Raw genomic sequence first — 23,809 nt, 5'->3', positions numbered from 1 at the left:
TACCATGCTGACTGAACAGAAAATCCCACTAGGCCAGTACATCGCTGCCTTCGTCGAATGGTTGACCCAACACGGTGCCAACTACTTCGACGCAATCGCATCGACCCTGGAAACGATGATCCACGGCGTGACGTTCGCGCTGACCTGGTTCAATCCGCTGGCATTGATCGGTCTGATTGCGCTGCTGGCTCACTTCATTCAACGTAAATGGGGCCTGACTGTTTTTGTCATCGCCTCCTTCCTGCTGATCCTCAACCTGGGGTACTGGCAGGAAACCATGGAGACCCTCGCGCAGGTGCTGTTCGCCACCCTGGTCTGCGTGGTCATCGGCGTGCCGCTGGGCATTGTTGCCGCGCACAAACCGATGTTCTACACCCTGATGCGGCCGGTGCTCGATCTGATGCAGACCGTACCGACCTTCGTCTACCTCATCCCTACCCTGACCCTCTTCGGGCTGGGTGTGGTGCCTGGGTTGATTTCCACGGTGGTGTTCGCGATTGCCGCGCCGATCCGCCTGACCTACCTGGGTATCCGTGATGTACCGCAAGAGTTGATGGACGCCGGCAAAGCCTTCGGCTGCTCGCGCCGTCAATTGCTCTCGCGCATTGAACTGCCCCACGCCATGCCGAGCATTGCTGCCGGCATTACCCAATGCATCATGCTGTCGCTGTCGATGGTGGTGATCGCCGCCCTGGTGGGTGCCGACGGCCTCGGCAAGCCGGTGGTCAACGCACTGAACACCGCCGACATCGCCCTGGGCTTTGAAGCCGGCCTGGCGATCGTGCTGCTGGCCATCATGCTCGACCGCATCTGCAAACAACCCGACGCCAGAGTAGGGGGTGATGCATGAGCATTATCCGATTCGACAATGTCGACGTGATCTTCTCCAAAGACCCACGCGAAGCGCTCAAGCTGCTGGACCAGGGCATGAGCCGTAACGAGATCCTGAAAAAGACCGGCCAGATCGTCGGCGTTGAAAAAGCCAGCCTGGATGTGGAAAAAGGCGAGATCTGTGTGCTGATGGGCCTGTCGGGCTCCGGCAAGTCGAGCCTGCTGCGCTGCATCAACGGCCTCAACACCGTCAGCCGTGGCCAGTTGTTCGTCGAGCATGAAGGGCGCCAGATCGACATCGCCTCCTGCACCCCGGCCGAGCTGAAAATGATGCGTACCAAACGCATCGCCATGGTATTCCAGAAGTTCGCCCTGATGCCCTGGCTGACCGTGCGCGAGAACATCAGCTTCGGCCTCGAAATGCAGGGCCGCCCGGAGAAAGACCGGCGCAAGCTGGTGGACGAAAAGCTCGAACTGGTGGGCCTGAGCCAATGGCGTAACAAGAAGCCGGACGAACTCTCCGGCGGCATGCAGCAGCGCGTCGGCCTGGCGCGGGCGTTGGCGATGGACGCCGACATCCTGCTGATGGACGAACCCTTCTCCGCCCTCGACCCGCTGATCCGCCAAGGCCTGCAGGACGAGTTGCTGGAGCTGCAAAACAAGCTGAGCAAGACCATTGTGTTCGTCAGCCACGACCTCGACGAAGCCCTCAAGCTCGGCAGCCGCATCGCGATCATGAAAGACGGCAAGATCATCCAGTACAGCGTGCCGGAAGAGATCGTGCTGAACCCGGCGGACGATTATGTGCGTACCTTCGTCGCACATACCAACCCGCTGAACGTGCTGTGCGGGCGCAGCCTGATGCGGACGCTGGACAACTGCAAACGCATCAACGGCTCGGTATGCCTCGATCCGGGCGGCGACTCGTGGCTCGACCTGGCCGAAGGCAACACCATCCGGGGCGCACGCCAGAATGGCGCGGTGATGAACCTGCAGAACTGGGCACCGGGGCAACCCGTGGAAGGCCTGGGCCGCCTGCCGACACTGGTGGACTCGAATATCGGCATGCGCGATGCGCTGCAGATCCGCTACCAGACGGGCAACAAGTTGGTGTTGCACGACAACAACCAGGTGGTGGGGATTCTTGGCGACAGCGAGCTCTACCATGCCCTGCTGGGCAAGAACCTGGGCTAACAAACACCGCATAACCCATTGGAGAAACAGGGTCAAAATGTGGGAGGGGGCTTGCCCCCGATAGCGGTGTATCAGTAACAGACGAGCTGACTGACACACTGCAATCGGGGGCAAGCCCCCTCCCACATTTTTTGCCCCAGTGGTGTCAGTGGGGACACCACCAGGCTTCAACCATCAGCTATAGACACGGCCAAGGAGCTGCCGATGGCTTTCAAACTGATCGAGCACGTCCCGGGTGATCTGCTCCTGGGCGAAGCCCATCAGGTCGTACTCCTGAGGCCCGTTGTGCAGGTACACCTCGGCCCGGTAGTAACGGGCGCGCTCCGCCTCGGGCAGTTCGTCCGACGCCACCGCGTAGCCGTCCAGGCTCACTTCGTAGACAAACGGGTTGCCCTCTTCCATCTCGATACGCACGCCGATGCAACGCTTGGATTTGCCCAACAGGGTCTGCACATCCAGCCCCTGGTCGCGCAACGCCTTCGTCGCGTCTTCCAGCGCCGGCGTGACGTGCTTGTCCATAAAGCGCTGCACCGTGGCCTGGCTCGGTTGCAGGTCCAGGGCGGTCAATCGCTCGCTGAAACCACGACGGCCACGCTCGGCCAATTGCGCCTGCTCCAGTTCCGTCGCCATGTCCTGGCGCATCGCCTTGTGCAAACCGAACATAAAGACAATCAGCACCACCGAGAACGGCAGCCCCGCCAGCACCACCATGGTTTGCATGGCTTCGAAGTTACCCGCAAACAGCAGGCCGATGGTCACCAGGGTGATCACCGCCGACCAGAAGATCCGCAGCCAGTGCGGCGCGTCTTCGTCCACGTTGCCGCCTTTGCAGGAAAGGTTGGCCATCATCACCGCGCCGGAGTCCGCCGGGGTCAGGAACAGCACGAAGCCGACAAAGATCGACACGCCGATGACGATTTTCGACGCCGGGTAATGCTCCAGCAATTGGTAGATGGCCATCGACGGTTGTTCCAGCGCCGTCTTGCCCAACGCCACCGCGCCCTGGTTCAACACCAGGTCCAGCGCCGAGTTACCGAAGATCGACAACCACGCCAGGGTGAAGCCCAGCGGGATCAGCAGCACGCCGGCCACCAGTTCACGCACCGTGCGGCCCCGGGAAATCCGTGCGATGAACATGCCCACGAACGGCGCCCAGGAAATCCACCAGGCCCAGTAGAACAGGGTCCACAGGCCCATCCAGCGTTCGGTCTTGTCGGCGTCGCCTTCGTACACATACAGGTCGAAGGTTTTCAGGAGGATGCCGTTGAGGTAGTCACCGGTGTTCTGCACCAGGCCGTTGAGCAGGTGCAGGGTCGGGCCGAACAACAGCACGAAGATCAGCAAGCCGCTGAACAACACGATGTTGAGGTTGGACAGGCGACGAATGCCGTTCTCCACCCCCGACACGGCGGCAATGGTCGCCACAGTGCTCATCACGATGATCACGATCAGCAGGTTGGTGTTGCTGTGCTGCATGCCGAACAGGTTTTCCAGGCCGGACGACACCTGCATCGCGCCGATACCGAGGTTGGTCACCAGGCCCAGCAGGGTCACGAACATGCCGAACCCGTCCACCGCGTGGCCGGCCGCGCCTTTGACCCAACGCTCGCCCACCAGCGGGTACAACGCCGAACGCAGGGCCAGTGGCTGGTTATGGCGGTACGCGAAGTACGCCACGGCCAGGCCGACCAGCGCATAGATCGCCCAGCCGTGCAGGCCCCAGTGCAGGAAGGTCAATTGCAGCGCCTGGCGCGCCGCGCCGTTGCTGGCGGCCGCGCCTTCGGGCGGGTTGAAGTAATGGTCCAACGGCTCCGACGCGCCGAAATACAGCAACGAGATGCCGATACCCGACGAAAACAGCATGCCGGCCCAGGCGCCGTAGCTGAAGTCCGGGGTGTCGTCCTTGCTGCCCAGTTTCAACTTGCCGTAGGACGAAAACGCCAGGCCGACCACAAACACCAGGTAGGCGGCGATCACCAGCATGTAGTACCAGCCGAAGCTTTTCGATAACCACGCCTGCGCCACGCCGAGCATCCGGCCGGCCTCTTGCGGGGCGATGATCAAAATGGCGGTCAGCAACAGAATCAGTGCGGTGGAGGTGTAGAACACCCAACCGTTGACCCGCACCTTTTCCGGTGGGGTTTTTATTAGAGAGGCAGAACTCATGGCGCAGATGCTCCAGGCAGTGCGAGAGAGAAACACAAGGCAGCGGTGATCCCGTGCTCATCGATTTTTCGGCAGTCGACGGACGGGTGTTATAAAGACACCCCGAAAATTCTTGAGCCCGCCGAGGCGGTGTTCAGGCTCTGAAATGGCCTGTTTCAAGGGTTTTCACAGGTGTCAGATGTCGCCACCTACCGGTAGGAAATACCGGCAGGCAGCGACCATTTGTCGCAGAGCTTATTCTTTGTTGATTGAACGTTCAATCAAAACAAAATAGACTGGCCATCGAGTCGACGGACGTCATCGCCCGCCGGCAGGCCTGAGGAGAGGTACTCCATGCCCAAGGTCGGTATGCAACCCATACGCCGCCAACAACTGATCGAAGCCACGCTGACGGCCATCGATCAAGTCGGAATGGGAGATGCCAGCATTGCGCTGATCGCCCGCTTGGCCGGCGTTTCGAACGGCATCATCAGTCACTACTTCAAGGACAAGAACGGCCTGATCGCGGCCACGATGCGGTACTTGATGAATGTGCTGATCGAGAACGTCCACGAACGGCGACAAGCGTTGACGGAGGACACGCCACGGGCGCACCTCCAAGTGATCATCGGCGGCAACTTCGACGCCAGCCAGGTCAACGGCCCGGCAATGAAAACCTGGTTGGCCTTCTGGGCGACCAGCATGCACCACCCGTCTTTGCACAGGTTGCAGCGGATCAACGATCACCGCCTGTATTCCAACCTGTGCTGCCAGTTCCGCCGCGTGTTGCCGCTGCCGGATGCACGCAGCGCAGCCCGAGGCCTGGCGGCCTTGATCGACGGTTTGTGGTTGCGCGGCGCCCTGTCGGGAGATGAATTCGACACGGCGCAGGCGCAACGGATCGCTTACGAATACATGGATTTCCAATTGGCCAAGCAGGTGAGTTAGAGCACACATAACCGCTCAACCCCTGAACCTCCACTGATCGGTGTTGCCAGACTCTTATTGGCCACCCCTCAGTGGTTAACGCCAACCACTTATGCACTTGCGAGGACTTTATGGCCCGTTTCGACCTGCAAAAACTCTACATTGACGGCGGCTACAGCGACGCTGGCAGCGATGCCACCTTCGAAGCCATCAACCCGGCTAACGGTGAAGTTCTCGCCCAAGTGCAACGCGCAACGTTCGATGACGTTGAACGTGCCGTGGTCAGCGCTGAAAAAGGCCAGAAAATCTGGGCCGCCATGACCGCCATGGAGCGTTCGCGCATCCTGCGTCGTGCCGTCGACATCCTGCGCGAGCGCAATGACGAACTGGCCGCCCTGGAAACCCTGGACACCGGTAAATCCTTCTCCGAAACCAAGTACGTCGACATCGTCACCGGCGCCGACGTGCTGGAATATTACGCGGGCCTGGTGCCAGCCATCGAAGGCGAGCAGATCCCGCTGCGCGACACCTCGTTCGTCTACACCCGCCGCGAGCCGCTGGGCGTGGTCGCCGGTATCGGCGCGTGGAACTACCCGATCCAGATCGCCCTGTGGAAATCCGCACCGGCCCTGGCCGCCGGTAACGCGATGATCTTCAAACCCAGCGAAGTCACCTCGCTGACCACCCTGAAACTGGCGGAGATCTACACCGAGGCCGGTGTTCCGGCCGGTGTGTTCAACGTATTGACCGGCAGCGGTCGTGAGGTCGGCACCTGGCTGACCGAGCACCCGCGCATCGAGAAAGTCTCGTTCACCGGCGGCACCGACACCGGCAAGAAAGTCATGGCCAGCGCCTCCAGCTCTTCGCTCAAGGAAGTGACCATGGAACTGGGCGGCAAGTCGCCGCTGATCGTGTTCGAGGACGCCGACCTGGACCGCGCCGCCGACATCGCGATGATGGCCAACTTCTACAGCTCCGGTCAGGTCTGCACCAACGGTACTCGCGTGTTCGTGCCCAAGCACCTGCAAGCCGCGTTCGAAGCCAAGATCGCCGAACGTGTTGCGCGCATCCGCATCGGCGACCCGCAGGACGACAACACCAACTTCGGCCCGCTGGTCAGCTTCGCCCACATGGAAAGCGTGCTCGGCTACATCGCCAAGGGCAAGGCCGAAGGCGCTCGCGTGCTGTGCGGCGGCGACCGCCTGACCGACGGCGACTTCGCCAAAGGCGCCTTTGTTGCCCCGACCGTGTTCACCGACTGCACCGACGAAATGACCATCGTCCGTGAAGAAATCTTCGGCCCGGTGATGAGCATCCTCACCTACGAGACTGAAGAAGAAGTGATCCGCCGCGCCAACGACACCGACTTCGGCCTCGCCGCCGGCCTGGTGACCAAGGACCTGAACCGCGCCCACCGCGTGATTCATCAACTGGAAGCGGGCATCTGCTGGATCAATGCCTGGGGCGAGTCCGACGCGAAAATGCCGGTCGGTGGCTACAAACAGTCGGGCGTGGGCCGTGAGAACGGGATCAGCTCGCTGAACAACTTCACCCGCATCAAATCGGTACAGGTCGAGTTGGGCGATTACGCCTCGGTGTTCTAAAGCCTGAGCCTTGCGTTGCCTGTGAGGCCGCTATCGGGGGCAAGCCCCCTCCCACATTTGAATTGTGAATACCTTCAAAGGTGGGAGGGGGCTTGCCCCCGATGAGGCCCGACCTGACCACACTTCAAAGAGGGTGCATTCAATGTCCCAAGAATACGATTACATCATTGTGGGTGCCGGCTCCGCCGGTAACACCCTGGCGACCCGTCTGACCGAAGACGAAGGCGTCACCGTCCTGCTGCTGGAAGCCGGCGGCCCGGATTACCGTCTCGACTTCCGCACCCAGATGCCCGCCGCCCTGGCGTTCCCGCTGCAGGGCCGTCGCTACAACTGGGCCTACGAGACCGATCCAGAACCGCACATGGACGGCCGTCGCATGGAATGCGGGCGCGGCAAGGGCCTGGGCGGTTCCTCGCTGATCAACGGCATGTGCTACATCCGTGGCAACGCCATGGACTACGACAACTGGTCGAAACTGCCCGGCCTGGAAGACTGGACCTACCTCGACTGCCTGCCGTATTTCCGTAAAGCCGAAACCCGCGACATCGGCCCCAACGACTACCACGGCGGCGACGGCCCGGTCAGCGTGACCACGCCCAAGGCCGGCAACAACCCGCTGTTCCACGCCATGGTCGAAGCCGGCGTACAGGCCGGTTACCCGCGTACCGAAGACTTGAACGGCTACCAACAGGAAGGCTTCGGCCCGATGGACCGTACCGTCACGCCAAACGGCCGGCGCGCCAGCACCGCACGCGGTTATCTGGACACGGCTAAAAAGCGTTCCACCCTGACCATCGTCACCCATGCCCTGACCGACAAAGTACTGTTCGAAGGCAAGCGTGCGGTCGGCGTGCGTTACCTGATCGGCGCCGCCGAAGAACGCGTCGAAGCCCGTGCGCGTAAAGAAGTGCTGGTGTGCAGCGGCGCCATCGCCTCGCCGCAACTGCTGCAACGCTCCGGCGTCGGCCCGGCCAAACTGCTCGAAAGCCTCGACATCCCGGTGGTCCACGACCTGCCCGGCGTCGGCGAAAACCTGCAGGACCACCTTGAGCTGTACCTGCAATATGCCTGCACCCAACCGGTGTCGCTGTACCCGTCGCTGCTCTGGTACAACCAACCGGCCATCGGTGCCGAGTGGCTGTTCAACGGCACCGGCATCGGCGCCAGCAACCAGTTCGAAGCGGGCGGTTTTATCCGTACCCGGGAAGACTTCGATTGGCCGAACATCCAGTATCACTTCCTGCCGGTGGCGATTAACTACAACGGCAGCAACGGCGTGAAAGAGCATGGTTTCCAGGCGCACATGGGCTCCATGCGTTCGCCGAGCCGTGGCCGCGTGCAATTGAAGTCGAAGAACCCACGGGACTACCCGAGCATTCTCTTCAACTACATGGCCACCGAGCAGGACTGGCAGGAATTTCGCGATGGCATCCGCCTGACCCGCGAAATCATGCAGCAGCCGGCGCTCGACCCGTTCCGTGGCCGCGAAATCAGCCCGGGCATCGAGGTGCAAACCGACGAGCAACTCGACCAGTTCATCCGCGAACACGCCGAGACCGCGTTCCACCCGTCCTGCTCGTGCAAGATGGGCAGCGACGAGATGGCCGTGGTGGATGGCGAAGGCCGCGTGCATGGCATGCAGGGCCTGCGGGTGGTCGATGCGTCGATCATGCCGATCATCACCACCGGCAACCTGAACGCGCCGACGATCATGATCGCCGAGAAAATCGCCGACAAGATCCGTGGCCGCAAGCCACTGCCGCGCAGCACCGCGGACTACTACGTGGCAGGCGATGCGCCGGTGCGGGGCAAGCCGATGCGTGAAGTGGGGCCTACTGCGCAGTAACTGGAAGACCGTGTCGCCCTATCGGGGGCAAGCCCCCTCCCACACTTTGAATGTATTCACACATCGAAATGTGGGAGGGGGCTTGCCCCCGATAGGGCCCGACCCAACACCGCAAACCTTACGCCTACACTCTCCTTGATCCGCTCCCCAGCCCAGGCCTACTCTGTTCGTCTGCCCGCGCTGAGCCGCCCACAAGGAAGGCCCCATGTTCGAACACCACGCCACACTCAAAAAGCATTTCAGTGCCCTGCGCACCACCGCCGAGTTTTTCTCCCTGCGTTACGTGCGCGAATCCGGCCACTACCTGTCGGTGCGCAAGAACGTCGCCGCACCGCCGCACCTGAACCACGACGAAGGCGCCATGCTCACCGTGCGCGTCAACGGTGTCGAAACCTACGCCGCGACCCACGATATTTCCCTGCCCGGCCTGCAAGCCGCGCTCGAGCGTGCCGAACAGCAAGCACGCTTGATAAAACCCCACGCCCTGCTCGACCTGCGCGAGCAACACGTGTCCAGCGACGTCGCCGATTACCTGTCGCCCCACCTTGAGCAAGCCTTCCCCTCCTTGAGCGACTGCTACCAATTGCTCGGCGCTGAATCCGCGGCCGTGCCCCGGGACGAGCGCCTGGTGAACTGGGAAGTCAGCCTCGGCCTGAGCCACGTCGAACAGATCTACCTCAACAGCGCCGGCGCGGAACTGCGCCAGGCCCAGCGTTTGGTGTTCCCTGGCGTCAACGTCACGGCCTACGACGGCAACGACAGCCAGTCGCGCACCCTCGGCGGCAGTAACTTCGGCCAGCAAGGCGGGTTTGATGTGATCGAGCGCTTCGGCCTGGTCGGCGCCGCACCGCGCATCGCCGACGAAGCCCTGCAACTGCTGCTGGCGCCGAACACGCCGCAGGGCCCGCGCGACCTGCTGTTGATGCCCGACCAGATGATCCTGCAGATCCACGAATCGATCGGCCATCCGCTGGAACTCGACCGCATCCTCGGTGACGAGCGCAATTACGCCGGAACCAGTTTTGTGAAGGCCAGCGACTTCGGCCACCTGCAATACGGCTCCAAGCTGCTCAACGTGACCTTCGACCCGGACATCCCCGAACAACTGGCCAGCTACGGCCACGACGACGACGGCACCCCGGCCAGCAAACAATTCCTGATCCGCGAGGGGCTGCTGCTCAAGCCGCTGGGCGGGGCGTTGTCGCAATTTCGCGCGGGCATGAGCGGCGTCGCCAACAGCCGCGCCAGCAGCTGGAACCGCCCGCCGATCGACCGCATGGCCAACCTGAACATCGAGGCCGGCGACCAGAGCCTGGCGCAACTGATCGGCGGCATCGAACACGGCATCCTGATGTCGACCAACCGTTCGTGGTCCATTGACGACGCGCGCAATAAATTCCAGTTCGGTTGCGAATGGGGCCAGTTGATTGAAAACGGCGAGCTCAAAGGCGTGGTGAAAAACCCCAACTACCGCGCCATCTCCGCGCAGTTCTGGCGCAACCTCAGCGCCGTGGGCGACGCCAGCACCTTCCAGGTGTTGGGCACGCCGAACTGCGGCAAAGGCGAGCCCAACCAGGTGATCCGCGTCGGCCATGCCTCGCCCGCCTGTGTATTCAGCCATGTCGACGTATTTGGGGGAGACGCCTGATGAACAACTTCAAGGCATTGGTGGAGTGGCTCAAGCAGGCCCTCACCGACAAAGAACAATTTCACCTGGGCTACGCCGCGGAATCGTCCGAATTCGTGCGTTTCAACCACGCCAAGGTGCGTCAGGCCGGGCAGGTGCAACAGGCCAGCCTGACCCTCAAACTGATCAACGATGGCCGTCATGCCGACCTCGGCATCACCCTCGGCGGCGAGCCGGCGCTGGACCGCCAGCGCCTCGCCGCGGGCCTGCAACAGTTGCGCGAAACCTTGCCGTTGCTGCCGCACGATCCGTACCTGTTGCTGAACCACAACGCCTGGCAGAGCCAAAACGAACAGGCCCGGCCGCTGCCCGAGCTGGGCCAGGTGCTGGAAGACATCAGCCAGGCGGCACACGGCGTCGATCTGGTCGGCTTCTACGCCGCTGGCCCGATCAGCCGTGGCTTCGCCAGTTCGGACGGCGCGTTCGGCTGGCATCAGGCCAATAGTTTCAACTTCGACTTCAGCCTGTTCCACGCCAACGGCGAAGCGGTCAAAGCCAGTTACGCCGGCAATGAATGGAACAGCGCCGAGTTCGCCCGCCGCTTCCAGCAGGCTCGCGAACAGCTGGAATTCCTCGGACGGCCACTGCACAAGCTGGCGCCCGGCGAGTACCGCGCCTACCTGGCGCCGGCAGCCCTGGAAGAAATCATCAGCATCATCACCTGGGGCGGTTTTTCCGCCCAGGCCATCGCCAGTAAAAGCAGCTCGCTACAGCGGCTGTATGCCGGCGAGCAGGCGTTGAGCACTCTGGTGACGGTGGATGAGCACATCAGCGGCTCGCTGAGCCCGGCGTTCTCCAGCGAAGGCTACCCGTGCAGTGACGTCACGCTGATCAACGCCGGCCAGGGCGCCGGCCAACTGGTCAATTCGCGCAGCGCCGCCGAATACGGCCTCAGCGCCAACGGCGCCAGCAGCGACGAGTCCCCCAGCGCGTTGCAGATGGCGGCGGGCAGCCTGGCCCAGGCCGATATCCTCAAGCAATTGGGCACCGGGCTGTACATCAGCAACCTGTGGTACCTGAACTATTCCGACCTGCCGGCAGCGCGCCTGACCGGCATGACGCGGTTCGCCACGTTCTGGGTGGAAGACGGCGAGATCAAGGCGCCGGTCAGCACCATGCGCTTCGATGACAGCGTCTACAGCCTGCTCGGCTCACAACTCGAAGCGCTGACCGCAGAGCGCGAACTGTTGCTGTCGGCCAGTACCTACAGCCAGCGCAACACCGCGTCCAATCTGTTGCCGGGGGCATTGGTCAAGCGCCTGACCCTGACCCTCTGACCGACAGTAGTCTGCTTGTGGGAGGGGGCCCCTCCCACATTGTTTTGTGTTGATTTCAGACGCATTGCTTCGACATGTCCTACAGCTAAATCAGACCTCTCTCACCGCCCGCCCAAGGCCGGTTGTCGCCTGTAAAAAACCCCGTTATAACGGTTAGTGGCACCCCGCCACCTAACCCACGTGCCCGCACGTGATGCATGACCTCGCCCGGGAAAAGGCAAGCTGGAGCATTGACATGAACCATGGAAGTTTTGTCATAGAAAAGCTGTTCAAGCACTACAACGTTCATGTTGAGCAACTAGGTCACCATCCGCAAAAGAAAACCGTGCTGATGGTCAATGGCGCGCTATCCACCACGCGCTCCTTCGCCCGCACCAGTAAATGCCTGGCCGAGCATTTCAATGTGCTGCTGTTCGATTTACCGTTCTCAGGCTATTCACGCGAGCACAACACCGACCTGGACCTGGTGACCAAGGACGACGAAGTGCAAATCCTGCGGGCGCTGGTGGAGCGCTTCCAGGTCAACCACCTGGTATCGGCGTCGTGGGGCGGCATCTCCACGCTGCTGACCCTGGCACACAACCCGCCCTCCATCGAAAGCTCGGTGGTGATGGCGCTGGCGCCGAACCTCAACCAGGCGATGCTCGACTATGTGGAGCGGGTGCGCGTGCTGATCGAAGCCGACGACAAATCCGCCGTCGGCCACTTGCTCAACGACACCGTGGGCAAATACCTGTCGCCGCGACTCAAGCGCAACAACCATCGGCACCTGTCGAACATGGCCACCACCGAATACCGCCAGGCGCGCTTTCATATCCACCAGGTGCTGGCGCTGGGCGATGGCAACTACCTGCCACAGCTCAGCCGGATCGAAACGCCGGTGCATTTCCTCAACGGCACGCTGGACGAATACACCCCGGCCGCCGAGGCCCGACTGTTCCAGCACTACGTAGGCCGCAGCAGCTTTGCCGTCGCCGAACATACCGGGCATCTGCTCGACCTGGAGTCCCGCGAAGCGGCGCGGGCGGTACATCGCGCGCTGCTGGATTTCCTGGTGGGCGAGCATGCGATGTTGTCGGATGTAGACGAACCTTCAGTGGGAAAAGGAGCGACGAATGGCGCATAATCGCCGACACATAGCCTCCTAACAAAAGGGATCCCATGCCGAATCGCGCCCCTCTCGATGCCAAGACCGCCCGCTGGCTCCCCTGGGTGGTCGCGATTGCCTTCTTCATGCAATCGCTGGATGGGACGATTCTCAACACGGCACTGCCGGCGATGGCCCGGGACCTCGCGGAAAACCCGCTGCGCATGCAAGGGGTGGTGATCGCCTACATGCTCACCGTCGCCTTGCTGATCCCGGCGTCGGGCTGGATCGCCGACCGCTTCGGCACCAAGAAAATCTTCTTTGGCGCGATCATGCTGTTCAGCATCGGCTCGCTGCTGTGCGCGCTGTCCAGCAGCCTGACCATGCTCGTCGGCGCGCGGGTGGTCCAGGGCCTGGGCGGGGCGCTGATGCTGCCGGTCGGCCGGCTGGTGGTGCTGCGCGCTTATCCGCGCTCCGAGCTGGTGCGGATCATGGGCTTCATCACCATCCCTGGCCTGCTCGGTCCGTTGCTCGGCCCGACCATGGGCGGCTGGATGGTGCAATACCTGACCTGGCACTGGATTTTCCTGATCAACCTGCCGGTGGGCATGATCGGCTGCTACGCCGTGTGGAAACTGATCCCCGACCTGCGCGGCAGCGAGCGCACGCGGTTCGACGGCATCGGCTTCCTGCTGTTCGGCGCGGCGATGGTGTTGATCACCATCGCCATGGAAGGCCTGGGCGAATTGCACCTGCCGCACCTGCGGGTGATGTTGCTGCTGTTCGGCGGGCTGGCCTGCCTGGCGGCCTATTGGCTGCGCGCCGGGCATATCGATAACCCGCTGTTTGCGCCGGGGCTGTTCAAGACCCGTACCTTTGCGGTGGGCATCCTGGGCAACCTGTTCGCACGCCTGGGTAGCGGCGCCTTGCCGTTTCTGGTGCCGTTGCTGTTGCAGGTAGCCTTGGGCTATTCACCGTCCCAGGCCGGGATGAGCATGCTGCCCCTGGCGGCGGCGGCGATGCTGGCCAAGTCGGTTGCACGGCCGTTGATCGAACGCCTGGGCTACCGCGTGGTGCTGACCGGTAACACCCTGGCCTTGGGCCTGATGCTGGCGAGCATGGGCCTGGTCAGCGAACAGACGCCCTACCCGCTGCTGCTGGGCATGCTGGCGATACTCGGGGCGATCAACTCCTTGCAGTTCACCGCGATGAACACCGTTACCCTGATCGACCTCGACGATGCCCAGGCCAGCAGCGGCAACAGCTTGCTGTCGGTGGTGGCACAACTGTCCCTGAGCCTCGGCGTGGCCTGCGCCGGTGCGCTGCTCGGCGGGTTCACCGCCGAATCGGGCAATGACGGCGTGAGCACGGTACTCGGCGCCTTCCAGCTGACCTTCCTCACCGTGGGCATCATGGCAATGCTGGCGGCGGCGATCTTCCTGCAACTGTCGCCAAAAGACGGCAAACGCATCGGCAGCCGCGAACACGACATCGAACACTAGCAGGCGTCTCGTCGAGAACTTGCAGGGAAAATCCCACGGGACTGCTACACTGCGCGACATTTTGTTTTTGCAGAGCCAGTCCCGTGACCACCATCGCCACCGCTTTTAATACGTTGCCGCTCTCCGCCGCCATGCTGGCTAACCTCGACTCGCTGGGTTATGCCGAGATGACGCAGATCCAGGCGCAGAGCTTGCCGGTGATCCTCAAGGGGCTGGACCTGATTGCCCAGGCCAAGACCGGCAGCGGCAAGACGGCTGCGTTCGGCATCGGCCTGCTGAACCCGATCAACCCGCGCTACTTCGGCTGCCAGGCCCTCGTGATGTGCCCGACCCGCGAGCTGGCCGACCAGGTGGCCAAGGAAATCCGTCGCCTGGCCCGCGCCGAAGACAACATCAAGGTGCTGACCCTGTGCGGCGGCGTGTCCCTCGGCCCGCAGATCGCCTCCCTGGAACATGGCGCCCACGTCATCGTCGGCACCCCGGGCCGCATCCAGCAACACCTGCGCAAGGGTTCGCTGGTGCTCGACGGCTTGAACACGCTGATTCTCGACGAAGCCGACCGCATGCTCGACATGGGTTTCTACGACGCCATCGAAGACATCATCAGCAAGACCCCGGCCCGCCGCCAGACCCTGCTGTTCTCGGCCACCTACCCGGTGAGCATCAAGCAGTTGGCCTCGAAATTCATGCGCGCGCCGCAGCAAGTGAAGGCCGAAGCGTTCCACTCCGACGACCAGATCGAGCAGCGTTTCTACGAGATCTCGCCGGAAGAACGCATGGAGGCCGTCACCAAAGTCCTCGCGCATTTCCGTCCGGCCTCGTGCGTGGCGTTCTGCTTCACCAAGCAGCAAGTGCAGGAAACCGTCGACCACCTGACCTCCAAAGGCATCTCCGCCGTCGGCCTGCATGGCGACCTGGAACAGCGTGACCGCGACCAGGTGCTGGCGATGTTCGCCAACCGCAGCACCTCGGTACTGGTCGCCACCGACGTCGCCGCCCGCGGCCTGGACATCGATTCGCTGGACATGGTGATCAACGTCGAACTGGCCCGCGACTCGGAAATCCACATCCACCGCGTCGGCCGCACCGGCCGTGCCGGTGAGACCGGGATCGCCATCAGCCTGGTGGCGCCGTCCGAAGCGCACCGCGCCCAGGCCATCGAGCAGTTGCAGAAGTCGCCGCTGAACTGGGACCAACTGGACAACCTCAAGCCACAGAGCGGTGGCCCGCTGCTGCCGCAGATGAGCACCCTGTGCATCGCCGCCGGCCGTAAAGACAAGGTCCGTCCGGGCGATATCCTCGGCGCACTGACCGGTGAAGCCGGCATTCCGGGGGCCCAGGTCGGCAAGATCGCGATCTTCGATTTCCAGGCGTTTGTGGCCGTGGAACGCAGCGTCGCCAAGCAGGCGTTGCAGCGCCTGAACGACGGCAAGATCAAAGGCCGCTCGCTGCGCGTGCGGATCCTGTAAACGATCTTTCGAACAATAGAGATCCCCTGTAGGAGGGGGCTTGCCCCCGATGGCGGCGGACCAGTCAACTCATCAGGTGACTGACATACCGCCATCGGGGGCAAGCCCCCTCCCACATTTGACTGTATTTCAAATCAGAACATGTATGAGGACACCGTTTTGCGCTCGACCGAAGTTGTGATCATTGGCGCCGGCGCCGCAGGCTTGATGTGTGCTCTGACCGCCGCAGGGCGTGGGCGCAAGGTGATGCTGATCGACCACGCGAACAAGGCCGGCAAGAAGATCCTGATGTCCGGCGGCGGTCGCTGCAACTTCACCAATATGTACACCGAACCGGCGAACTTCCTCTCGCACAACGCGCACTTCTGCAAGTCCGCCCTGGCCCGCTACACCCAATGGGACTTCATCGGCCTGGTGGCCAAGCACGGCGTGCCGTACCACGAGAAGAAGCTCGGCCAGTTGTTCTGCGATAACAAATCCAGCGACATCCTCGGCATGCTGCTCGACGAGTGCATCCAGACCGGCGTGAGCCTGCACCTGGACACCTCGATCGAAACCATCACCAAGCTCGACAGCGGCTACCAGTTGCAGACCACCCTGGGCGAGCTGCGCTGCGAATCCCTGGTGATCGCCACCGGCGGCCTGTCGATCCCGACCCTCGGCGCGACCGGCTTCGGTTACCAGGTGGCCAGGCAATTCGGCCACGAACTGCTGCCGACCCGCGCCGGGCTGGTGCCGTTCACCATCACCGACCAGCTCAAGGAGCTGTGCGGCGAGTTATCCGGCACGTCGGTCGATTGCCTGGTCAGCTGCAACGGCCAGAGCTTTCGCGAGAACCTCCTGTTTACCCATCGCGGCCTGAGCGGGCCGGCGATTCTGCAGATTTCCTCCTATTGGGAGTCCGGCGACACGGTCGAGATCAACCTGCTGCCCGACCACGACGCCCACGCCTGGCTGCAACAGCAACAAGCCGAGCGCCCCAACAGCGAGCTGAAAACCCTGCTGGGTGAAATCTTCACCAAGAAGATGGCCAACCTGCTGGCAGAAACCTGGTTCGTGTCCAAGCCGATGAAGCAGTACACCCACGCCGAACTGGCCGACATCGCGCAAAAACTGGCGAGCTGGCAATTGGTACCGGCAGGCACCGAAGGTTATCGCACCGCCGAAGTGACGCTGGGCGGCGTGGATACGCGGGAAGTGTCGTCCAAGACCATGGAATCGCTGAAAAGCCCGGGCTTGTACTTCATCGGTGAAGTGCTGGATGTGACCGGCCACCTCGGCGGCTTCAACTTCCAGTGGGCCTGGGCTTCCGGCTACGCCGCCGCGCAATATGCCTGACACAACGCGGTAAAAATGTGGGAGGGGGCTTGCCCCCTCCCACATTTTGATTTTCAGTGTGCCCGGGAGAAATTTTGTGCAGTGATGTGATCACCACCCTTGCCGCAGCGTCCTTGATAGCTCAATTTAGCGGCATCGTCCCGGAAGACTCCAGCCTTCATGTCATCGACCTCGTTCAAGCAGTCCATGCGGCGCCTATGGGCACTGGATAAATTCAGTTACAGCGTTCGGGTATTCATCGCCCTCACCGGCAGCATGACGCTGTGCTGGTATCAGGATGAAATGACACTGCTGATCCCGCTGTTCCTGGGGATTATCGCCAGTGCCCTGGCCGAGACCGACGACAGTTGGCAAGGCCGCCTCAACGCCCTGGCGGTGACGCTGGTGTGTTTCAGCATTGCCGCGCTGTCGGTGGAGCTGTTGTTCCCCTACCCCTGGGCCTTCGCGGTCGCCCTGGCCCTGGCGAGTTTCGGCCTGACCATGCTCGGCGCCCTCGGTGAGCGTTATGGCGCGATCGCGTCGGCCACCTTGATCCTGTCGGTCTACACCATGATCGGCGTGGACCAGCGCGGCGGTGCCGTCACGGATTTCTGGCACGAACCGCTGCTGCTGGTGGCCGGCGCCGCCTGGTACGGTGTGCTGTCGGTGCTGTGGCAGGTGCTGTTTTCCAACCAGCCGGTGCAGCAGAGCCTGGCGCGGTTGTTTCGCGAGTTGGGGCGTTACCTCAAGCTCAAATCGTCGCTGTTCGAGCCGATCCGCCAGTTGAACGTGGAGGCGCGCCGCCTGGAGCTGGCCCAGCAAAACGGCCGGGTGGTGGCCGCGCTGAATGCGGCGAAGGAAATCATCCTGCACCGCGTCGGCAATGGCCGGCCGGGCTCCAAGGTCAGTCGTTACCTCAAGCTGTATTTCCTGGCCCAGGACATCCACGAACGCGCCAGCTCGTCGCACTATCCCTACAACGCCCTGGCCGAGGCCTTCTTCCACAGCGATGTGCTGTTCCGCTGCCAGCGCCTGCTGCGCCAGCAAGGCAAGGCCTGCGAGGCCCTGGCCGAATCGATCCAACTGCGCCAGCCGTTCATCTATGACGCCAGCTTCGCCGAAGCCTTGGGCGACCTGAACGCCTCCATGGAACACCTGCGCATCCAGAGCAACCCGGCCTGGCGCGGCCTGCTGCGTTCCTTGCGTGCGCTGGCGGCCAACCTGTCGACCCTCGACCGCCTGCTGGGCGACGCGAGCAACCCGGACGCCCTGGCCGACGCCAGCGACAGCAACCTGCTTGACCGTGCCCCACGCAACCTCAAGGAAATGTGGACGCGCCTGCGCACCCAGCTCACGCCGACTTCGCTGCTGTTCCGCCACGCCTTGCGCCTGGCCCTGGCGTTGACCATCGGCTACGGCACCCTGCATGCGATCCACGCTTCCCAGGGCTACTGGATCATCCTCACCACCCTGTTCGTCTGCCAGCCCAACTACGGCGCCACCCGGCGCAAGCTCGGCCAGCGGATCATCGGCACAGCCATCGGGCTCACCGTGGCCTGGGCGCTGTTCGACCTGTTCCCCAGCGCCCTGGTGCAGTCGATGTTCGCCATCGCGGCGGGCCTGGTGTTCTTTATCAACCGCACCACCCGCTACACCCTGGCCACCGCGGCGATCACCCTGATGGTGCTGTTCTGCTTCAACCAGGTGGGCGATGGCTACGGGCTGTTCCTGCCACGCCTGTTCGACACCTTGATCGGCAGCGTGATTGCCGGCCTGACCGTGTTCCTGTTCCTGCCGGACTGGCAAGGCCGGCGCCTGAACAAAGTGCTGGCCAATACCCTGACCTGCAACAGCATCTACCTGCGCCAAATCATGCAGCAATACGCCGCCGGCAAAAGCGACGACCTGGCTTACCGCCTGGCCCGACGCAACGCGCACAACGCCGACGCGGCGCTGTCCACCACCCTGGCGAATATGCTGATGGAGCCGGGGCAGTTCCGTAAGGAGGCCGACGTGGGCTTCCGCTTCCTGGTGCTGTCCCACACCTTGCTCAGCTACCTGTCGGGGCTCGGCGCGCACCGCGAAACCCAACTGCCGGCCGACGTGCGCGAGCACTTGATCGACGGCGCGGGAAAAACCCTGGCGGCGAGCATCGACGAAATCGCCACGGGGCTGGCCAATAAACAGCCGATCTCGATTCAGAGCGATGCCGAGGAAGCCTTGGCTGCGGAGCTGGAACAGATGCCGGAAGAGATCGATGAGGGGCAACGTCTGGTGCAGACGCAACTGGCGTTGATTTGCCGGCAGTTGGGGCCGTTGCGCACCCTGGCGGCCCACCTGATCAAAGACACCAGCGCGGCGTAGGCCACTACATGCCGTGCTGCTTCATCAACCGCGCATAACTGCCGTCGGCCTTCATCTTGGCAATCTCGCGGTCAAAACCGGCAACGATCTGCTCATGCTCGGGGTTCTTCAGACTGACCAGAATATGCAGGCTGTTTTCACTCAACGGCTGCGGCAAAAACTCCACCGCATTGCGCACCCGCGCCGACTCCTGCGCCAGGTAATAACGGGCAACGAATTCGTCCTCCACCGTCAGGCGTACCCGGCGCGCAACGAGCATCCGCACCGCCATGGCGAAGTTGTGTACCGGGACTTTCTGTAACTGCGTGTCCTGGTCGAACGCCGCGGAATACGCATACCCCCGCACCACGGCGATGGGATAGTTGTGCAGTTGCTCAAGGTTCTGGAACTCGATGGGATCGTCGCGACGCTTGATAAAAACCAGGCGGTTGATCAGGTATTCAGCGGAAAACTGCCCCAGGCGCGTGCGGGCCTCGTCATACCAGGCGTTGACCACCACGTCATAGCGCCCATCGCCGACCCCCATCAACGCGCGAGCCCAGGGCACCTGCTCGAAATCACTGGCATAACCGGCGCGGGCCAAGGCTGTGCTGACAATATCGGTAGCCAGCCCACCATTGATCAAGGTGGCATCGGTAAAGGGTGGCCAGGCATCTGCCACCAGGCGCAGACGCTGTGCGAACGCCGGCTGGGCCAGCAACAACATTCCAATCAAAGCAACGGCACGAGAGAATCGCGGCATGCTTAAAGTCCTTGGCAGGCAGGCGGTGGCCCTGGCTCAGGCGGTGCCTGAGGATGTAACAGTAGCTCAGATTACACAAAGAACCCGCCGCTGAATGCACACAATGATGGCGGATTGATGTCACTGATCCAAACAGTCGATTTAGACAGAAGTGCCCGCCGCGCTTACTATCCGGGACAGACACTTCCAAGAGAACCACACCATGACAGTCGAATGGGTCTGCAAACATCACAACGACCTGGGCAAGGAACAGCTGTACGCCATTCTGCGCCTGCGCAGCGAGGTCTTCGTTGTCGAGCAAAAGTGCGTCTACCAGGACATCGACGGGCAGGACCTGCAAGGCGATACCCACCATCTGATGGCCTGGAAAGGCGACGACCTGGTGGCCTACCTGCGCCTGCTGGACCCGGAGACCCAGGCCGGGGATGTGGTGATCGGCCGGGTGATCGTGGCACCGATGGCACGCGGCACCGGGCTGGGGCATCTGCTGATGGAGGAAACCCTCAAGCAGATTGACGATATCTGGCCAGAGACGCCGATCTTTCTCTCAGCCCAGGCGCATTTGCGGGGGTATTACGCGCGGTATGGTTTTTTGGTGGCGGGTGAGGAATACCTTGAGGACGACATTCCGCACATCGGCATGCGGCGCGCCTGATGGCCCCATCGCGAGCGGGCTTGCTCGCGATAGCGTCAGCCCAGCTGACCGCCAAGCCTCAGGGATAACCCAAGACCTGTTTGATCGACGCCAGATTCGCCTCGATCCACCGCCGATCGATCGCGCCCCAGTCGCGAATCCGATAGCACCCCGCATGATTGCGCGCGCCGTCTTCCTGCTCGAACTCGCAGACGATATCCAGATCCGCCAATGCCGCAATCGTGTCCTGCGCGGTGCGCCGGGGCATGCCCGTCACCTCGGTCAGCGCCGGCACGCTGCTGGCCTGCTGGCTGTCGATCAGATACGCCACGTACAGGCGGCGGTAGAAGCTGCTCTTGGTCTTGCTCACATCCATGGTCAACCGCCTTGGAAAGTCAGGGTTTGCCCTGCAGGTCGCGATACGTGAGGTACACGCGCAGGTCGAATTCCACCTGATGGTAGCCCGGCATCATGTACTCACAGAGTTTGTAGAACGCTTTGTTGTGGTCCGATTCCTTGAAGTGCGCCAGTTCGTGTACCACGATCATGCGCAGAAATTCCGGGGCGGCCTCCTTGAACAGCGCGGCGATCCGGATTTCTTTCTTGGACTTCAGATTGCCGCCCTGCACCCGCGAAATCGTGGTGTGCAGGCCGAGGGCACGGTGGGTCAGGTCGAGGCGGTTATCGAACAGCACTTTGTCGATAGCCGGCGCGTTGCGCAGGTGCTCCTGTTTCAAGGCCAGCGCGTAGGCATACAGGGCCTTGTCGCTCTGCACGGCGTGACGTTCGGGGTAACGCTGCTCCAGGTAGGCGCCCAACTGGTCCTTGGCGATCAGTTGGCGCACTTGCTCCTGAAGGGCAGCGGGATAGGCCTGGAGGTATTTCAGCGCGGTCATTGAGGTCTGCAACAGGGTTCGAATGGGCGCCAGTGTAGCGAATTCAGCAGGAACGGGCGCGCAACCAGTCGACCACCGCCCCGGCCATCAACGGTGGGGCCGCCCATGGCCCCTGGACAAACGGGCAACCATTGGCCTTGAGCCACTGGGCTTGCTCCAGCGTCTCTACGCCCTCGGCGACTACCAGCACACCGAAATGCCCGCACAACTCGATAATGCTACGGGCCATCGCCGCATCCCGCGCCGAGCCCGGCAGGCCCGCGACCAATTGGCGGTCCAGCTTGAGCGTGTCGAATGGCAGGTCGCGCAGATGGGCCAGGGAACAGTGGCCGGAACCAAAATCATCCAGGGCGATGCGTACCCCGACCGCGCGCAGTAACTTGAACTGCTTGGCGGACGCTTCGAGGTTATGCATCAGGCTGTCCTCGCCGATTTCCACCTCCAACTGGCGCCCCTGCAACCCATGTCGGTCGAGTACTTGCTGCAGTTGGCTCGCCAGGTTGGGCATGTTGAACTGGCTGCTGCTCAGGCTCACGCTCAACACCAGTTCATCCTCGAACATGGCTTGCCACACCTGACGCTGAGCGGCGACCTGGTGGTAGATCCAGGCACTCAACTGGCTGATCAGCCGCGCCTCTTCCAGCAGCGGCAAAAACAGCCCCGGCGGTACATCGCCGACACTCGGGTGCTGCCAGCGCAACAACGCCTCGACGCCGCGCAGATGGCCGTCCTCCAGAGACACCTGGGGCTGGTACACCAGGGTGAAATCCTTGTTCTGAATGGCGTTGCGCACGCTGTCCTCGAGCATCAGCCGCGAGCGGGCACGACCGTTCATTTCCTGATCGTAATAGCGATATTGCTGACGCCCCGCACGCTTGGCCTCATACATGGCGATGTCAGCCGCACGCAACAGGCCGCCCAAGTCCGAGCCGCAATCCGGAAAAGTCGCGATGCCGATGCTGACCCCGAGCATCACCTCCAAGCCATCCACCTGTTGGCAAACAGACACCCGCTCGATCAGTTTTTCCGCAATCTTCGCCGCCTGTTCGGGGAACTCCAGCTCCAACAACGCCGTGAATTCATCCCCACCCATGCGTCCGAGAATGTCGTAGGAACGCAGGCAGCTCTGCAACTGTTCCGAAACCCAGCGCAGCACCCGATCACCCGCGTCATGCCCCAGCGAGTCGTTGACCCGTTTGAAGCCGTCGAGGTCCAGGTACAACAAGACCAGCGACTGCTCGGTGCGATCGCTGCGCAGCAGGGAGTTTTCCACGGCCTGGTAAAAGCCACGACGGTTCAACAACCCGGTCAGCGGGTCGGTCACCGCCTGGAACTCCAGTTGCTGATGCAGGTGGCAGACCTCGGACATGTCCAACACGGTCACCACCATGGCCTTCTGCTCGGCGGGCAACGGCGCACAAGAGAGCGCCACCGGCACCTGCTGACCGCGGCCGGTACGCAAGATCGCATCATGCAAACGCCAGGTTTGGCCTTGACGGAAACCGGCGTACATCTGCGATTCCAGCCAGGCAGGCACATGGGGTTTTTGCAGGAAACTCAAAAAATCCTTGCCCTTGAGCTCATCGTGCGTGGCATTGAGCAGGCGCGAAATCGCCGGGTTGGCGTACTCGATCACGCCCGCATCACTCACCACGAGGATGCCTTCGGCGGCGTTGTCCAGCACCGAGGCATTGAAGGCGCGGGCGGACTCCAGGTCATGGCTCAGGCGCTGCAACGCCCGACGGGTGCGCTGCTGCTCCAGCAACGCCTGGACCTTGGGCTTGAGGATATGCGGGTCGAAGGGTTTAAACAGGTAATCGATGGCGCCGCTGGCATAACCTTCCAGCACGGCGGCCGGCGATTGCGCATTCGCGCTGAGAAAGATGATCGGCGTCATGCGCGTGCGCTGGCTGCCGCGCATCAGGCGGGCGACTTCAAAACCGTCCATGCCGGGCATCATCACGTCGAGCAGCACCAGGTCTACCTCGTGCTGGAGCAACAGTTCCAGAGCCTCCAGGCCGGAACCGGCGGTCACCACCTGCCAGTCATCACCTTGCAAAAGGGCGCGCATGCTAATCAGATTTTCCGGGTAGTCATCGACCACCAGAAGAACCGAACCGCCATCGCCTTGGTGTGGAGCGCATTCCATGCTACGTCTCTTCCTTAAGGTACCGCACCGGTCAGTTCTGAGAGAAAACCCGGGCAAGCACTGAGGTCTCACTCTAGCCTTGGTTCCCAAAAATCAGAAGTGAAGCGGGGGCCATCATCGCACCAAAGACTGCTAAGC

General features: G+C 62.3%; 18 protein-coding genes. 13 read left to right on the top strand and 5 right to left on the bottom strand.

The window, feature by feature from the left end; all coding sequences use genetic code 11:
• Positions 1 to 4: 4 nt before the first annotated feature.
• The gene (choW, locus tag C5F70_RS26930) at positions 5 to 850 is read left to right on the top strand and encodes a choline ABC transporter permease subunit (protein WP_017844934.1); all 846 of its coding nucleotides are present in this window, start codon (positions 5 to 7) and stop codon (positions 848 to 850) included.
• Positions 847 to 2,025, top strand: coding sequence for a choline ABC transporter ATP-binding protein (choV, locus tag C5F70_RS26925; RefSeq protein ID WP_104904321.1), 1,179 nt, complete (start codon positions 847 to 849; stop codon positions 2,023 to 2,025). Before choW ends, choV begins: the two co-directional genes overlap by 4 nt.
• A 174-nt stretch (positions 2,026 to 2,199) precedes the next feature.
• Here choV and C5F70_RS26920 read toward each other — a convergent pair whose 3' ends face one another.
• A complete protein-coding gene (locus tag C5F70_RS26920; RefSeq protein WP_227778914.1) occupies positions 2,200 to 4,134 on the bottom strand; it encodes a BCCT family transporter in 1,935 nt (644 codons plus the stop codon).
• A 390-nt stretch (positions 4,135 to 4,524) separates the two neighbouring features.
• Here C5F70_RS26920 and betI point away from each other — a divergent pair, with 390 nt between their 5' ends.
• The 10 genes from betI to yccS all read left to right on the top strand — a co-directional run bounded on the left by betI (position 4,525) and on the right by yccS (position 19,250).
• Positions 4,525 to 5,118 (top strand): transcriptional regulator BetI, encoded by a 594-nt coding sequence (gene betI, locus C5F70_RS26915; RefSeq protein ID WP_017844937.1) that lies wholly within the window; start codon positions 4,525 to 4,527, stop codon positions 5,116 to 5,118.
• Positions 5,119 to 5,228: 110 nt separating this feature from the next.
• Entirely contained in the window at positions 5,229 to 6,701 is a 1,473-nt protein-coding gene (betB, locus tag C5F70_RS26910) for a betaine-aldehyde dehydrogenase (protein ID WP_017844938.1), read from the top strand.
• 142 nt (positions 6,702 to 6,843) lie between these two features.
• Positions 6,844 to 8,547 (top strand): choline dehydrogenase, encoded by a 1,704-nt coding sequence (gene betA / locus C5F70_RS26905; RefSeq protein ID WP_046381793.1) that lies wholly within the window; start codon positions 6,844 to 6,846, stop codon positions 8,545 to 8,547.
• A 205-nt stretch (positions 8,548 to 8,752) separates the two neighbouring features.
• Positions 8,753 to 10,195, top strand: coding sequence for a TldD/PmbA family protein (locus C5F70_RS26900; RefSeq protein ID WP_104904320.1), 1,443 nt, complete (start codon positions 8,753 to 8,755; stop codon positions 10,193 to 10,195).
• Entirely contained in the window at positions 10,195 to 11,511 is a 1,317-nt protein-coding gene (locus C5F70_RS26895) for a TldD/PmbA family protein (RefSeq protein WP_104904319.1), read from the top strand. The genes C5F70_RS26900 and C5F70_RS26895 overlap by 1 nt, the downstream gene beginning before the upstream one ends.
• 235 nt (positions 11,512 to 11,746) lie before the next feature.
• Positions 11,747 to 12,637, top strand: coding sequence for an alpha/beta fold hydrolase (locus C5F70_RS26890; protein ID WP_017844942.1), 891 nt, complete (start codon positions 11,747 to 11,749; stop codon positions 12,635 to 12,637).
• Between the two features lie 35 nt (positions 12,638 to 12,672).
• Entirely contained in the window at positions 12,673 to 14,100 is a 1,428-nt protein-coding gene (mdtD, locus tag C5F70_RS26885) for a multidrug transporter subunit MdtD (protein ID WP_102617718.1), read from the top strand.
• A gap of 131 nt (positions 14,101 to 14,231) precedes the next feature.
• A complete protein-coding gene (gene dbpA / locus C5F70_RS26880) occupies positions 14,232 to 15,569 on the top strand; it encodes an ATP-dependent RNA helicase DbpA (RefSeq protein WP_231590016.1) in 1,338 nt (445 codons plus the stop codon).
• 159 nt (positions 15,570 to 15,728) lie between these two features.
• Positions 15,729 to 16,907, top strand: a complete 1,179-nt coding sequence (locus C5F70_RS26875; RefSeq protein WP_104904598.1) for an NAD(P)/FAD-dependent oxidoreductase — start codon at positions 15,729 to 15,731, stop codon at positions 16,905 to 16,907.
• Positions 16,908 to 17,066: 159 nt separating this feature from the next.
• Positions 17,067 to 19,250 (top strand): YccS family putative transporter, encoded by a 2,184-nt coding sequence (yccS, locus tag C5F70_RS26870; protein ID WP_104904318.1) that lies wholly within the window; start codon positions 17,067 to 17,069, stop codon positions 19,248 to 19,250.
• 4 nt (positions 19,251 to 19,254) lie between these two features.
• Here the strand turns inward: yccS and C5F70_RS26865 are convergent, their stop codons facing one another.
• Positions 19,255 to 19,992, bottom strand: coding sequence for an ABC transporter substrate-binding protein (locus C5F70_RS26865; protein ID WP_046487940.1), 738 nt, complete (start codon positions 19,990 to 19,992; stop codon positions 19,255 to 19,257).
• 202 nt (positions 19,993 to 20,194) lie between these two features.
• Here C5F70_RS26865 and C5F70_RS26860 point away from each other — a divergent pair, with 202 nt between their 5' ends.
• Positions 20,195 to 20,647, top strand: coding sequence for a GNAT family N-acetyltransferase (locus C5F70_RS26860; RefSeq protein WP_104904317.1), 453 nt, complete (start codon positions 20,195 to 20,197; stop codon positions 20,645 to 20,647).
• Between the two features lie 58 nt (positions 20,648 to 20,705).
• Here the strand turns inward: C5F70_RS26860 and C5F70_RS26855 are convergent, their stop codons facing one another.
• From C5F70_RS26855 to C5F70_RS26845, 3 genes are read right to left on the bottom strand one after another with little or no spacing between them, the layout of a single operon-like run.
• Complete coding sequence (locus C5F70_RS26855; protein ID WP_017844949.1) at positions 20,706 to 21,002, bottom strand: helix-turn-helix domain-containing protein; 297 nt, start codon at positions 21,000 to 21,002, stop codon at positions 20,706 to 20,708.
• A 19-nt stretch (positions 21,003 to 21,021) separates the two neighbouring features.
• Complete coding sequence (locus C5F70_RS26850; protein ID WP_010207148.1) at positions 21,022 to 21,522, bottom strand: M48 family metallopeptidase; 501 nt, start codon at positions 21,520 to 21,522, stop codon at positions 21,022 to 21,024.
• Between the two features lie 43 nt (positions 21,523 to 21,565).
• On the bottom strand, positions 21,566 to 23,671 hold the full coding sequence (locus tag C5F70_RS26845) for a bifunctional diguanylate cyclase/phosphodiesterase (RefSeq protein WP_017844950.1): 2,106 nt from the start codon (positions 23,669 to 23,671) through the stop codon (positions 21,566 to 21,568).
• Between the last annotated feature and the right edge of the window lie 138 nt (positions 23,672 to 23,809).

This window comes from Pseudomonas sp. LH1G9, assembly GCF_002949975.1.
Taxonomy (GTDB): domain Bacteria; phylum Pseudomonadota; class Gammaproteobacteria; order Pseudomonadales; family Pseudomonadaceae; genus Aquipseudomonas; species Aquipseudomonas veronii.
The sequence above is the reverse complement of the archived record's forward strand: the minus strand, read 5'-3'. Positions and strand labels throughout refer to the sequence as shown.

What these genes read in the sequence shown, in the direction of transcription:
- choW (WP_017844934.1), top strand. Translation starts at nt 5, where the DNA reads ATGCTGACTGAACAGAAAATCCCACTAGGCCAGTACATCGCTGCCTTC.
- choV (WP_104904321.1), top strand. Translation starts at nt 847, where the DNA reads ATGAGCATTATCCGATTCGACAATGTCGACGTGATCTTCTCCAAAGAC.
- betI (WP_017844937.1), top strand. Translation starts at nt 4,525, where the DNA reads ATGCCCAAGGTCGGTATGCAACCCATACGCCGCCAACAACTGATCGAA.
- betB (WP_017844938.1), top strand. Translation starts at nt 5,229, where the DNA reads ATGGCCCGTTTCGACCTGCAAAAACTCTACATTGACGGCGGCTACAGC.
- betA (WP_046381793.1), top strand. Translation starts at nt 6,844, where the DNA reads ATGTCCCAAGAATACGATTACATCATTGTGGGTGCCGGCTCCGCCGGT.
- C5F70_RS26900 (WP_104904320.1), top strand. Translation starts at nt 8,753, where the DNA reads ATGTTCGAACACCACGCCACACTCAAAAAGCATTTCAGTGCCCTGCGC.
- C5F70_RS26895 (WP_104904319.1), top strand. Translation starts at nt 10,195, where the DNA reads ATGAACAACTTCAAGGCATTGGTGGAGTGGCTCAAGCAGGCCCTCACC.
- C5F70_RS26890 (WP_017844942.1), top strand. Translation starts at nt 11,747, where the DNA reads ATGAACCATGGAAGTTTTGTCATAGAAAAGCTGTTCAAGCACTACAAC.
- mdtD (WP_102617718.1), top strand. Translation starts at nt 12,673, where the DNA reads ATGCCGAATCGCGCCCCTCTCGATGCCAAGACCGCCCGCTGGCTCCCC.
- dbpA (WP_231590016.1), top strand. Translation starts at nt 14,232, where the DNA reads ATGCTGGCTAACCTCGACTCGCTGGGTTATGCCGAGATGACGCAGATC.
- yccS (WP_104904318.1), top strand. Translation starts at nt 17,067, where the DNA reads ATGTCATCGACCTCGTTCAAGCAGTCCATGCGGCGCCTATGGGCACTG.
- C5F70_RS26865 (WP_046487940.1), bottom strand. Translation starts at nt 19,992, where the DNA reads ATGCCGCGATTCTCTCGTGCCGTTGCTTTGATTGGAATGTTGTTGCTG.
- C5F70_RS26860 (WP_104904317.1), top strand. Translation starts at nt 20,195, where the DNA reads ATGACAGTCGAATGGGTCTGCAAACATCACAACGACCTGGGCAAGGAA.
- C5F70_RS26855 (WP_017844949.1), bottom strand. Translation starts at nt 21,002, where the DNA reads ATGGATGTGAGCAAGACCAAGAGCAGCTTCTACCGCCGCCTGTACGTG.
- C5F70_RS26850 (WP_010207148.1), bottom strand. Translation starts at nt 21,522, where the DNA reads ATGACCGCGCTGAAATACCTCCAGGCCTATCCCGCTGCCCTTCAGGAG.
- C5F70_RS26845 (WP_017844950.1), bottom strand. Translation starts at nt 23,671, where the DNA reads ATGGAATGCGCTCCACACCAAGGCGATGGCGGTTCGGTTCTTCTGGTG.